10 protein-coding genes are annotated in these 13,670 nt (G+C 30.6%); 3 read left to right on the top strand and 7 right to left on the bottom strand.

The window, feature by feature from the left end; all coding sequences use genetic code 11:
* Positions 1–54: 54 nt before the first annotated feature.
* The 3 genes from ACZ5N4_RS03380 to ACZ5N4_RS03370 all read right to left on the bottom strand — a co-directional run bounded on the left by ACZ5N4_RS03380 (position 55) and on the right by ACZ5N4_RS03370 (position 2,994).
* Positions 55–1,173: an acyltransferase gene (locus ACZ5N4_RS03380; RefSeq protein ID WP_464207163.1), complete on the bottom strand. Its 1,119-nt coding sequence runs from the start codon at positions 1,171–1,173 to the stop codon at positions 55–57.
* 95 nt (positions 1,174–1,268) lie between these two features.
* Positions 1,269–1,832: an NUDIX hydrolase gene (locus ACZ5N4_RS03375; RefSeq protein ID WP_464210822.1), complete on the bottom strand. Its 564-nt coding sequence runs from the start codon at positions 1,830–1,832 to the stop codon at positions 1,269–1,271.
* A gap of 133 nt (positions 1,833–1,965) precedes the next feature.
* Positions 1,966–2,994, bottom strand: coding sequence for an AI-2E family transporter (locus ACZ5N4_RS03370; protein ID WP_464207161.1), 1,029 nt, complete (start codon positions 2,992–2,994; stop codon positions 1,966–1,968).
* Positions 2,995–3,313: 319 nt separating this feature from the next.
* On the opposite strand from ACZ5N4_RS03370, the gene glyA reads away from it, so the two are divergent.
* On the top strand, positions 3,314–4,549 hold the full coding sequence (gene glyA, locus ACZ5N4_RS03365; protein ID WP_464207160.1) for a serine hydroxymethyltransferase: 1,236 nt from the start codon (positions 3,314–3,316) through the stop codon (positions 4,547–4,549).
* A 105-nt stretch (positions 4,550–4,654) separates the two neighbouring features.
* Here glyA and ACZ5N4_RS03360 read toward each other — a convergent pair whose 3' ends face one another.
* The 3 genes from ACZ5N4_RS03360 to pflB all read right to left on the bottom strand — a co-directional run bounded on the left by ACZ5N4_RS03360 (position 4,655) and on the right by pflB (position 10,444).
* Complete coding sequence (locus ACZ5N4_RS03360) at positions 4,655–6,658, bottom strand: fructose-1,6-bisphosphatase (RefSeq protein WP_464207159.1); 2,004 nt, start codon at positions 6,656–6,658, stop codon at positions 4,655–4,657.
* 596 nt (positions 6,659–7,254) lie between these two features.
* Positions 7,255–7,971 carry a pyruvate formate-lyase-activating protein gene (gene pflA, locus ACZ5N4_RS03355; RefSeq protein ID WP_464207157.1) on the bottom strand — a complete coding sequence of 239 codons (717 nt, stop codon included), beginning with the start codon at positions 7,969–7,971 and terminating at the stop codon, positions 7,255–7,257.
* Between the two features lie 229 nt (positions 7,972–8,200).
* Positions 8,201–10,444 (bottom strand): formate C-acetyltransferase, encoded by a 2,244-nt coding sequence (gene pflB / locus ACZ5N4_RS03350; RefSeq protein ID WP_464207156.1) that lies wholly within the window; start codon positions 10,442–10,444, stop codon positions 8,201–8,203.
* Positions 10,445–10,887: 443 nt separating this feature from the next.
* On the opposite strand from pflB, the gene ACZ5N4_RS03345 reads away from it, so the two are divergent.
* Positions 10,888–11,589, top strand: coding sequence for a cytochrome c biogenesis CcdA family protein (locus ACZ5N4_RS03345; protein WP_464207155.1), 702 nt, complete (start codon positions 10,888–10,890; stop codon positions 11,587–11,589).
* 18 nt (positions 11,590–11,607) lie between these two features.
* Positions 11,608–12,198: a TlpA family protein disulfide reductase gene (locus ACZ5N4_RS03340; RefSeq protein ID WP_464207154.1), complete on the top strand. Its 591-nt coding sequence runs from the start codon at positions 11,608–11,610 to the stop codon at positions 12,196–12,198.
* 92 nt (positions 12,199–12,290) lie between these two features.
* On the opposite strand, the gene ACZ5N4_RS03335 is transcribed toward ACZ5N4_RS03340, so the two are convergent.
* Entirely contained in the window at positions 12,291–13,637 is a 1,347-nt protein-coding gene (locus ACZ5N4_RS03335; RefSeq protein ID WP_464207153.1) for an APC family permease, read from the bottom strand.
* Positions 13,638–13,670: the final 33 nt, after the last annotated feature.

Raw genomic sequence — 13,670 nt, 5'->3', positions numbered from 1 at the left:
GTTAGGTCGGTATTCAAAGTTTTTTATTTTTAACTTATATAATCATCGAAATTATTAAGCAGATTCCTTGTATTCATTACTAAACAAAGTTCTTATATTCAATATATTTTTACTCTTAACGCCAGTTATATATTGTGAGTATGGAATATAACTAACTATACTGAATAAAACTGGTGTTATTATTACCGTTGTAATCCACGCTAAAACTCCTAAAACTAAGTAATCTTTGATATATAAGTTGATTCTGATTTCATTAACAACATAATTTATGACTATAATATGTGCCATATAAGATACAAAGGAGTATTTACCTATAAAGTTCATTACATTATAAATTCTATTTTTATCTGATAAAAAGACACACATTATATAAAAGACCAATATCGAAAATACTGGGTATAATAAAGATAGTACCCTAACAAATCTTACAATGTTTACTTCATTTAAATAGGCATATATAAACAGTAAAAAATAGCCTACTAGTACTATACCTTTATACTCTAAAACTTTCTTTTTAAAATAACTATAATTTAAAGCAAAATAAATTCCTAAGACAAAATATAAAAACCAAAATAATATAGATATGTTTACAATTCTATGCTGTATTTCAGATGGATTCCTGAATATAAGAAAACTAATATTGTCGGATATAATATTTTGATACTTTGATATTAAATAATATAGAATAACTAATCCTATAAAAACCGATTTTCTAACTTTAGTGCCCATTAAATGAACTTTTTTTGCTATAAAAAGTATTATTGGGAAAAATAAATATAATCTGACAATCATCCCCATATACCACAAGTGATATCCACCATTACCTGCTATAACTTGTACTATAAAATCTTTAAATCGATCTGTATTACCAAGTTTAATCATATTAATTGCTGACCATATTATATAAGGTATAAAAATATATTTAACTCTCTTAATATAGTACTTTTTCCAATCAAATTTATCTGAGTAAACATAAAAAAGAGATAGTCCACTTATAAAAAGAAAGATTGGAACTGCTGTTTTAGCCATAACATATAAAAACTTTAATATTGTGTAATCAAAAAAATTAATGCCTTCAACATTAGAAAAACCACCCACTGTGTGTTGTGCCACAACGAAAATAAATGCGGTAGCTCTCAAAATGTCAATTTCTTTTAGTCTCGTTTTATTCATAAATGCCGCTCCTTTATGTAAGTCTAAATATATTGTAGTTGTTTTTGATAATATAAAAGTACTAGACCGAAAGTTAACTTTCTGGTTAGTTTCTCTTAAATATTTGATTCCTTAATTTTTAATATTAATTTATCATATAACTTCTGCATATGAGGTTCATTGCTATATTCATTTACTTTTTCTATTGGAATCCATTTAATATCACTATTTTCATCGGATTTAACAATAAGTAATTCATCTTCATCAACCTCAACTAGATAAGCAACGGACAAATGTAAATGTGCTGATACATATTTTCCATTTTTCACATGACCCAGTACAGGCAGTATATCCAATGAGAATACATCTGAAATAATAGGTCGAACATTTTTTACTCCAGTTTCCTCTCTCGCCTCCTTAATGGCAACAGCTAATAAATTTTCTTCTCCATCTGCATGCCCGCCTGTCCATGACCATGAATTATATATATTATGGTGTATCATCAATGTTTTATCTTTTGCTTTGTTTAGTATAAATGTAGAACTTGTTATATGCATAATCTCATTATTTCTAGTTAATACATCATCAAATGTATTTATGCAATGCAAAATTATTTCTTTATCTTTTTTCTCTTGTTCATTATAGGGTTTATATGTTTTTATTAAATCAATCCATCTCATAATTTTTCTCTCTTTCATAATAATATGAACTCTTTTTGAAAGCTGCTTGTCTATACTAAGGCCCTATGTTATTATACACCATTTTTTACATTTAAATAATATTTAAGTTAACTATTAACACATTATTTATGTATTAACTATCAAATAATTTTAGTGTCATACATAGATTTTTTAAAATCGCATATACAGGTACCACAGCAAAGGCTGTAAAAGGTCCTCCTACAGTTATTGCTACTATTACTAGAAAGATATCAGTTAGAGGATGTATATTCATATTTTTAGCCATTATTGTTGGTACTACAACCCTTCCTTTCAAGGTCTGTACAATAATGAATACCAATGCAAGCTTCAGAACCAGCCTCCATCCTATACTGAGAGCAATAACTACAGGAATTATCATTGAAATAAAAAAGCCTACAAAAGGTATAAAGGCAAGAATGAAAGTTATCGTAGAGAGTAGTAGCGCACTTGGCATTCCAATAATCTTATATCCTAAAAATATCATCAAACTTAGAGCAAGTGCCACTTTTGCCTGACCACTGACATAATGACTAAGTATAGAATCGCTTTCAGATAGTATTTCATCTGAGAGCTTTTTATATTTTTTAGGTACAAGAGAAACTATTTTATTTTTAAACTTATCTCCATCTTTCAACATATAAAATAGTATAACTAATATAAGAAATACCATCGAGAAGGTGTTCATAAAATAACCTAAAAGAGTTTTAAAACTTTTACCTATTTTAATAATATATATTTTAACTACACCTGCTAATAGAGTATATATCTCATTAATATTAATAAATTGATTAATCCAATTTACAAAACCATCAATTTGATTTCTATCGTTAATAATAGTCATAAGCTGCTTAATTATCTGATCAAATTGATAGTAAGCATATTTACTAAAATATGATAAAATCCCACATAATGTAAATAAAAATATACTAAGAGTAATTAAACTTGATTTTCCTCTACTAATACCTTTCTTAATAAAGTTATTATTAAGAGGTCTGATTATATAAAATAAAAGAGAGGAAACAAATAATGGAATCAAACAAGCTTTAGTTAATGCTGCTGCAAGTCTATGAATAAAATTAATCTTTCCTAAAAGTATAATCGAAAGTAATATTAGATTTATAGTTATAAGAGTAGTAATCAATCTATTCTTAATAATATTTATCCCCTCCAACATTAAACTGGAATCATTTAAGTAATATTATTGTGGTTATGTTTAAATGTATTTATTCTATATTTCATATAATCTATGACATTTTGTTATAAAATCTGATTGTAAGAACTTATTTATGTTAAACAAACATTTTAATTATAATATAATAAATATAGTCGTATTTTTTTAAAATATTTATAATAAAAACTATTATTTTTAATTAACTTGATAATTTTCAAAAATTACTTTATAATCCTACTATGGGGCAATTTATAAATAACATCATTAAAAGTAAAAGGGGGCTACAAAAGTGAATTTTGAAAATCTGAAAAATACAGATGAAAAAATATTTACAGTTATTGAACAAGAAAAGTCAAGACAAGAGGAAGGAATAGAGCTTATTGCTTCAGAAAACTTTGCAAGTAAATCCGTTATGGAAGCTATGGGTTCTTTTTTAACAAACAAGTATGCAGAGGGCTTGCCTGGAAAAAGATATTATGGGGGATGCAGTGTCGTAGATGTAGTAGAAGATTTAGCTAGAGATAGAATGAAGAAGCTATTTAATGCTGAGTATGTAAATGTGCAGCCTCACTCAGGATCTCAGGCAAACATGGCTGTATATATGGCTGTTCTTCAACCAGGCGATACAGTGCTTGGTATGAATCTAACTCACGGTGGACACTTAACTCATGGAAGTAGTGCCAGCTTTTCAGGAAAGCTTTATAATTTTGTTTCTTACGGAGTAAACAGAGAGACAGAAAGAATAGATTATGATGAGTTAAGGGGGCTTGCATTAAAATATAAACCTAAAATGATAGTTTCTGGCGCCAGCGCCTATCCTAGAGAGATAGACTTTAAAAAAATAAAAGAAATTTGCGATGAGGTCAGTGCCTACATGATGGTAGACATGGCTCACATAGCTGGAATTATTGCTGCTGGAAAACATATGTCACCTGTACCATATGCTGATTTTGTAACAACTACAACTCATAAAACCTTGAGAGGGCCAAGAGGTGGAGCTATTATATGTAAGGGAAAATATGCAAAAGACATAGACAAGTCTGTTTTTCCTGGAGTTCAAAGTGGTCCTCTAATGCATATTATTGCTGCGAAGGCAGTATGTTTTGGTGAAGCATTGACAGATGAATATACTGAGTATATAGATCAAGTAGTGAAAAATTGTAGTGTCCTAGCAGAGGAGCTTTTGAAATATGGATTTAGATTAGTATCTGGTGGTACAGATAATCATTTGGTTTTAGTAGACTTAACAAATAAGAATATCACAGGAAAAGATGCAGAAAAACTCTTAGATAGCATAGGTATTACTGTAAATAAGAACACTGTACCATTCGAAAAATTAAGTCCTTTTGTTACAAGTGGTATAAGACTAGGTACTCCATCAGTAACTACAAGAGGCTTTAAAGAAGAAGAAATGAAGAAAATAGCATACTTTATAAACTATGCTATAGAAAATAGAGATACTGATTTATCAAAAATAAAAACAGAGGTAATAGAATTATGTAATAAGTATCCTGTTTATAAATAAATATTAAACCAAACATCAGCATCCACTGCTGATGTTTTTTGTTTTTTAGAAAAATTAAAAAACCAGACGGAACCTTTTCCGTCTGATCATTATTAAATTTATTGTTTATACTATCTTTTCTTTGCTTCCTTCCTTGATTAAACCCTTTCTATAGGCAATAAGAAGCTTTTCCATTTCTGCTATCTGCTCTGTTAACTCTTTACCTACATCTGTATCTGCTACTCTCTTTCTACTTACTACATGCTCTAATATCATTGTTGATGAAAGTATATCCTTATCTTCTTTTACAGCATTTTTAATAGCTGCAAAAGGTTCATGGGAAGTAAGCAATAGACCATATGAATTATAGATTAAAGTATATCCTGCAATTCCCGTCTCTGGCTGATACGCTTTGCAGAAACCTCCATCAATTACAAGTAGCCTTCCGTTTGCTTTTATTGGGCTTTCTCCTTCTTTTGTTTTTACAGGAATATGACCATTAATAATGTGTGAAGTCTTAGGATCAAGATTAAATTCAGCTAATATATTTTTACATACTTGCTCATTATCTCTATAACTGTAGTAGTAATCCTTTTGCTCACGATGTGTACATTTATCATTAACAAAATATCTTTCGAAGGTAGTCATTCTAGCCTTACCGAATACCGGAGAATCTGGACCACACCACAAATACCACATCATATCCATTCCATATTTTTTCCCTTGTATATCTTCTTTAAAGAAATATGAATCTCTAGCCACACGATCTATTCTATCTAGCAAGTCTTTACCACTGTATTTTATATTTCCTATTTTAACTTCTTTAAAGCTTCCATCCTCATTTAATGGAATACATCCATGGAATAAAACATTAGAATTATATATTAAATACATACTTCCTTTACTATACAGAAACTTAATATGTCTTTGAAGCTTTTCACTGTTAATAAATGATCTTGTTAGTTTTCCCAACAAATCTACTTCCCTATCACTAAGTTTATAAGGATCATTCCATTCAATTGTTGGGAAGCTTGTATCATTTAGTTTATAAGTTTTATCATATAAATTAATTTCTCCTTTTTCTATATCTATATGATCTAAAACAAGTCTATCATCCATTTGAAATTCTGGGTGTCTTTTTATAATATGACCTTCAACTTTAAACTGAAGAATGGATATAGCTTTATGCATTTTGGCAAGTAGATCCATCTCTCCTGCACTGATATTCTTATCTAATGTTTTAGGAACAAAACCTTTACATTCATCTTCACCATAAAATTCCATAGCAAAAGTAGCTAATGGCAATAAGTTAATTCCATAACCATCTTCTATAGTTCTCAAATTTGCATATCGCAATGATATTCTAAGCACATTGCATATACAAGCTTCACATCCCGCAGCTGCTCCCATCCATAAAAGATCATGATTGCCCCACTGAATATCTACAGAATGGTGTTTCATTAAAGCATCCATAATTATATCCGCCCCAGGACCTCTGTCGTAAATGTCACCAATAATATGAAGCCTATCAACAACAAGTCTTTGGATTACACTGGCTATAGCTATAATAAAGTCTCCTGAGCGATCTATATCTATTATAGTTTTTATAATTCCATTATAATATGCTTGTTTATCAACTCTATCATCCTGCTCATGAAGTAATTCCTCTATTATATACTCAAAATTCTCAGGAAGAGCTTTTCTAACCTTAGAACGTGTATATTTTGAGCATACATTCTTACACAACTCTATAAGTTGATAAAGGGTTATCTTATACCAATCCTCTAAATTATTCTCCGTTTGTCTAATTAGGTCCAATTTCTGCTCTGGGTAATAAATCAACGTAGCAAGGCCTGCCTTCTGCTCTTCCCTTAAAGAATTTCCAAAAACGTCATCTATTTTTCTTTTAATCACTCCTGAGGCATTTTTCAGCATATGTGTGAAGGATTCATTTTCTCCATGCACGTCGCTTATAAAATGTTCCGTTCCCTTAGGCAAATTTAAAATAGCTTGTAAATTTATTATTTCTGTACTTGCGCTTGATATTGTAGGATATTGCTTGGCCAATAATTGAATATATCTTATATCTTTTTCTATTATATCTAAGTTGTTTTCATCATAGAAAATCATCTTAATCTTTCTCCTTTAAAATATTGATGTATTTAATATTAATGATATACTATATTGATTTTTTTAGGCGAATGATATGTATTATAATATTTATTATATAATTAGTATAACATATTTGTGCATAATAAAACAATTTCCATTTTGAATTATAAAACTCAATCTTTAAGCTTGGTTCTCAATTTTATTAAGTATTTATCCATTTTTTGTATAATATAACATAGAATAATCTTTCATTTTTGCACAGAATAATTATATATTAATAAAACACATTTACCGAAAGATTCTAATAGCAATTTATGCTATTATTATAATTTTCTAAATATTGTCAAACAATTATTGATTTTCTATTTTGCTATGTTATAATTAATATAGGGTTAAGTTATTGTTGCTTTCACTAACTTTAATCCATTTATTTTAGGACTCTCCCCCTAAAATATATTATATTTTTTTCTCAGTGTTATTAAAATTCTAATGCGACTTTTTAAGCACTTGAATTTTCTTTTTTTAAAGGTTGCATTGGAATTATTTTTGTCTATAATTTAAACATAAAAAGAGTATTTTCTTTAGAAAACACTCCCGTAAAATTATGCTAAATATTATCTCAATTCTTCTTTTAATATTTTTTCTAGTTTTTCAATGTCTTCCATATCCATAGAGTCTACATCTGCTAGCTTATACTCTATTCCTAATTTAGTATACTTATCTACTCCTAATGTATGATACGGAAGAAGCTCTATTTTTTCTACGTTGTTTATGTTTTTTATTATCTTTGCCAGCTTTTTTATATGTTCTTCAGAATCTGTTAAACCTGGTACAACCACATGTCTTATCCATAGCTTAGTATTAGCTTTCTGCACTGCAGCCAAAAACTCATCAAATCCATTTTTGCTCTGTCCTACAAGATTCTTATAGCCATCATCATCTACATGCTTAATATCAAGAAGAACTAAATCTGTATATTTTAGTATTTCATCATAATATTTGGGGATTCCGTATCCTGCTGTATCAATAACTGTATGAATTCCAGCTTCTTTACATAATTTTAATGTTTCTATAAGAAACTCTGGCTGCATAAGTGGTTCTCCACCTGAAAAAGTAACACCACCATCATTTTTAAAGTAGGGTTTAAATCTAATTAACTTTTTAAGCACTTCCTGAGGTGTCATCTCGTTTCCTTGTCCAAAAGCCCATGTATCAGGATTATGACAATATGCGCATCTCAATGCACACCCCTGCATAAATACTATGCATCTGATTCCTGGTCCATCAACTAACCCCATACTTTCAAAGGAATGAATTCTTCCTATTGTCATATTTATCTCCACCTTTTTTATTTATAAGTATTATTTGCAAATATACCCGTTGTTATTAAAACAACGGGCCATTTTAATTATATATTCAATTATAGGGATTGGATAACATTAGGACTATCTTTAACATTTACTTACCTTATTATACTACACTAATAGGGGGAAGGTAAGGAGCCTTTATTAAGCTCCCTTCCTTTTATAACAACTCTATCTATAATAATAGTGTTATTTACTACATTTTTTCGTGGAATGTTCTGCTTATAACTTCTTTTTGTTGTTCTTTAGTCAATCTGTTGAAGTGAACAGCATATCCTGAAACTCTTATTGTTAGAGTTGGGTACTTCTCTGGATTTTCCATAGCATCTACTAAAGTTTCTCTTCTAAGTACATTTACATTTAAGTGGAATGCACTTTGTGCAAAGTATCCATCCATTAAGTTTACAAGGTTATTTATTCTGCTTTCTTCATCTTTTCCAAGTGCATCTGGTATTATTGAGAATGTATTTGATACACCGTCTTGGCAGTATTCTCTGTATGGTATTTTAGCTACTGAGTTTAGTGATGCTAAAGCTCCATTCTCATCTCTTCCGTGCATTGGGTTTGCTCCTGGTGCAAAAGCTTCTCCAGCTTTTCTTCCGTCAGGAGTTGATCCTGTCTTCTTACCATAAACAACGTTTGATGTTATAGTTAACACTGATAGTGAGTGATCTGCATTTCTATATGTCTTATGCTTCTTAAGCTCAGTTGAGAATTTCTTTGTTAATTCTACTGCTATATCATCTACTCTATCATCATCATTTCCGTATTTAGGGAAGTTACCTTCTATTTCAAAGTCAACTGTTATTCCTTCTTCATTTCTTATTGGTCTAACTTTAGCAAATTTTATTGCACTTAAGGAGTCAGCTGCAACTGATAATCCTGCTACACCAAATGCCATGAATCTCTTAACCTTTGTATCGTGAAGAGCCATTTGTCCTGCTTCATAAGCATATTTATCGTGCATGTAGTGTATTGTGTTCATTGTATCAACATATAGCTCAGCTACATATTTTAATACTTTGTCATAGTTAGCCATTACTTTATCGAAATCAAGAACTTCATCAGTTATTCTTTCTATTCCAGGTACTACTTCTATTAAGCTGCCATCCTTAGCTTTTTTCTTTTCATCTACTCCACCGTTTATAGCGTAAAGTAATGCTTTTGCTAAGTTTGTTCTTGCTCCGAAGAACTGCATTCTCTTACCTACTTCCATAGCAGATACGCAACAAGCTATAGCGTAGTCATCTCCATATATTGGTCTCATTATATCATCATTTTCATATTGGATTGAGTCTGTCTTTATTGACATTTCAGCACAATATTTCTTGAAGCCTTTAGGAAGTTTGTCTGACCAAAGTACTGTCATGTTTGGCTCTGGTGCTGGTCCTAAGTTTGTTAGTGTGTGTAAGAATCTGAAAGCTGTTTTAGTAACTAATGACTTTCCGTTAACTCCAACTCCACCGATTGATTCAGTTATCCAGTTAGGGTCTCCTGCAAATAAGTCATTGTATTCAGGAGTTCTTAAGTGTCTTACCATTCTTAGTTTTATAACAAATTGGTCTATTATTTCTTGAGCTTCAGCTTCTGTTATAGCTCCACTTTGAAGATCTCTTTCTATGAATATATCTAAGAAAGTAGTGTTTCTTCCTAGTGACATTGCTGCTCCGTTATTTTCTTTTACTGCAGCTAAGTATCCAAAGTATACGAATTGAACTGCCTCTACAGCATTTGAAGCTGGTGCTGATATATCTATTCCATATGATAAAGCCATTGCTTTTAATTCTTGCATAGCACGAAGTTGCATTGAAACTTCTTCTCTAAGTCTTATAGTTTCATCACAAGATCCTTTTAATTCTTTTAAATCTTTCTTCTTTTGTGCTATTAGGAAGTCCATTCCATATAGTGCTATTCTTCTGTAGTCACCTATTATTCTTCCTCTTCCGTAAGCATCAGGTAGTCCTGTAAGTAAACCTACTGTTCTTGCTTTTCTTGTTTCTTCTGTATAAGCATCGAAAACTCCTTCGTTGTGAGTTTTTCTGTATTTCTTAAAGTTCTTGTTTAATTCTTCATCCATTTTGAAGCCGTATTCTTCAAGGGATTGCTCAACCATTCTCATTCCACCAAATGGGTTCATTATTCTTTTTAGTGGAGCATCTGTTTGATATCCTACTATAACTTCATTTTCTTTATCTAAGTATCCTGGTTTGAAGTTGTTTATACCAGAGAATTCATTAGCTTCAACGTCCATAACGCCTTTTTTAATTTCTTCTATAATAAGAGCTTCTGCCTTGTCCCATAAATTTTTAGTTTTAGCTGTGGTCGCTGCTAAGAAGCTTTTATCTCCATCATACATTGTATAGTTCTTTTGTATGAAGTCTCTTACGTCTATTGTTTCTGTCCATTTTCCTAATTGGAATCCTTGCCATTGTTTCATCATTTTACATCTCTCCTTGATTTAAATCTATAATTTTAACTATATAACGGAATCAAACTATAATAGTTTGAAAATTTAAAATCTGTTGTTTTACTTATGAGTCTATTATACAATTTATTTTTAACTGTATCAATACCTTTTTTCCTTTGATTTTAGGCGAATTTTAAAAATAGATTGATACAGGTATTTTTACTGTACTAATTCTTTTCATTTCTATGCCAATCTACAAAATCTCCTAAAATTTTTAACTATATCTATTTAATATGTTCTTAATACCTAAATATATAAAGGTTCATAAATTTAATTAATATTAGCCTCATTCAAAAATAATTGTTCAATTTACTTATTACTTTGATATATCTTATTCATCTTCATAATTTATCCACATTTTTTAGTTATAATATTAAATACACATTAATTTTAATAAGTTAGGAGTGACTTTAATCTTGGAAAACATATCTGCTATATTAGCTTTTTCTGCTGGACTACTTTCATTTCTTTCTCCCTGTGTTCTACCTCTCGTACCAGCATATATAGGTTATTTAACAGGTACTTCTATATCCGAGCTAAACAAGGAATCAAAATTAAATGCATTATATAAATCCTTAGGTTTTGTAATAGGTTTTTCTATCATATTTATTATTATGGGGGCTTCTGCTACCACCTTGGGAAAGATTTTGATTAACTATCAATGGCTTTTAAGAAAAGTTGGAGGAGTCTTAATAATATTATTTGGATTACACACTTTAGGATTGATTAAGATAAAGAGATTTTACTATGAAAAAAAATTTTTATCTACCATCAATGCTCCAAGCAATTTTAGCTCAATATTCATGGGGATGGCCTTTGCTGCTGGCTGGACCCCCTGTATAGGTCCTATACTTTCATCAATATTAATTTATGCTGCTAGTACTGCAACTATAAGCAAAGGGATTTTTCTTCTTATTGTTTACTCTTTAGGATTAGCAATTCCCTTTGTTTTGACTGCACTACTTATTGAAAACTTTCTAAAGTATAGGGTAAAATTATTAAAGTACATACCTATATTATCTGCTGTTAGTGGAATATTAATGGTATTGATGGGTATTCTGATTTTTACTAACACCATTAATATACTAAGTCGTTACTTATATTTTTTTAATTTTTAAATGAATGGAGAGAAAAAAATGAAAAAGGGTATATTAGCACTATTGATTGTTTTAATCTTAGGTGTAGCTGTATACGAAGTAAAAAATTTTAATAACAATATAAATAATAATTTATCTACTAAACAAAAGCCTCAGAATCCAAGCGATTCTACTACAAATCAGCCAGATCCCTCAGTAGTGATTAATCCTAATTCTGTAAAAGTAAAAGCTCCAAATTTTAAGCTTAAAGACTTAAATGGCAACGAAGTATCTTTGTCTGACTTAAAAGGGAAAAGTGTATTCTTGAATTTCTGGGCAACATGGTGTCCTCCTTGTAGATCTGAAATGCCTGATATTCAGAAGCTATATGAGGAAAATAAAAATAGTGATTTTATAATTATCGCTGTAAATATAGGAGAAGATAAAGATACAGTTAAATCATTTATAGATTCAAATGGTTATAAATTTCAAATATTGCTAGATTCTGACCAGAGCACAGCATCCAAATACAGCATAACAGGAATACCAGCTTCGTTTTTTATTGATAAAAATGGAAACATAATTTATAAGAAAACAGGTGCTATGACTCTCGATGAAATGAAGGCTTATATGAAAGCTCTCAACAAATAAACCCGGTAAAAATTACCGGGTTTATTTATATACCTATTAAGTATTTATTGCTTTATATCTAGAATCATCAATAAGCAATTTTATTTGCTTGCCTAATTCATATTCTTATCTATTGGTTCTTCTTTTATTGCTTTATTCTTACAATAAAAATATACAGGCAGACCTATTAAAGTTATTGCGAGTCCTAACAAAGCACTAGAAGGTGAGTCTTTAAATGTAGCAAATAACAAGTAACAACCTCCCACAAATCCTACTATAGGAAGTATAGGGAATAGCGGAACATGATAAAGTTTTGGGTTACGAGTTACTCTCTTTCTAAGAATGAATACACCACCAATACCTAAGTTAAAGAAAATCCATAAAACGAATACAATTAGGTCAGTTATTGAGTTAAATGTACCTGTTAGTATATATACTATGGAAACTACTGCCTGGAATATTAACGCATTAATAGGAGTACCTAGTTTAGGATGCAATGCACCTAAAACATTAGCTGCTGGCAAATGTCCACGTTCTCCCATTGCAAGAGTATATCTAGCACCACAGGTTAACATTCCATTTAAAGTTCCAAATACAGAAATCATCATTCCAGCTGTTATAAACGCAGCTCCTGCTGAACCAAAGAGTTTTGTACATACATCTACTCCTATTTTTTGTGAATTTGCTGCAACTGAACCTGGTAATACATTGAATATAGCTGCATTAAATGCAACATATACTATCATAACAGTTGATATACCTATAACTACAGCTTTTGGTATATTTCTTTCCGGTTCTTTCATGTCAGCTGCTAGTGTACAGGTAGTAACCCAACCATCATATGCCCATAGTACACCAAGTAATGCAACTCCAGTCCCCGCACTTTTCACATTTCCTATTGTTGCAAAACTAATATCATGTGCCGTACCATTAATTAAACCAAAAACTATAATAGCTGCAATCGGTAGAAGTTTTCCTATTGTTGCTGCTGTCTGCAGCCACACTCCATATTTTGTTGAAATTATCTGTGCTATAACCAATATTATAACAAGAGATATAGCGAAGATCTTCTGCTGCACAGCAGTCATTGGTAAAAAGAATGTTGCAAATGTAGCACAAGCTATTGCAACTGCACCACATGTCCCTGGAGCATTTACTAATGCTGATACCCAACCAAATAAGAAACCAATGGCTTCGCCGTATAATTCTACTAAATAAGTGTATAATCCACCAATCTTAGGTATATAAGCGGCTAACTCTGCTACAGTAAGAGCAGCAGCTATAGTAATTACACCACCAAAAATCCACATTAAAAGTGCCTCACCTGTGGAACCAGTATTTCTTAATACTACTGCCGGTTTTAGAAATACCCCTGAACCAATTACTAGTCCTATTACATACATAATACCTTGGAATACATTCATCGTCTTTTTAAGTTGTTGTTTCTGTTCTTGGCCCATGTAATTTTCCCCCTAATGAATACATTTTTATAT

It is taken from the genome of Clostridium nitrophenolicum, assembly GCF_055391695.1.
This window is presented reverse-complemented; position numbering and strand designations above follow the sequence as displayed.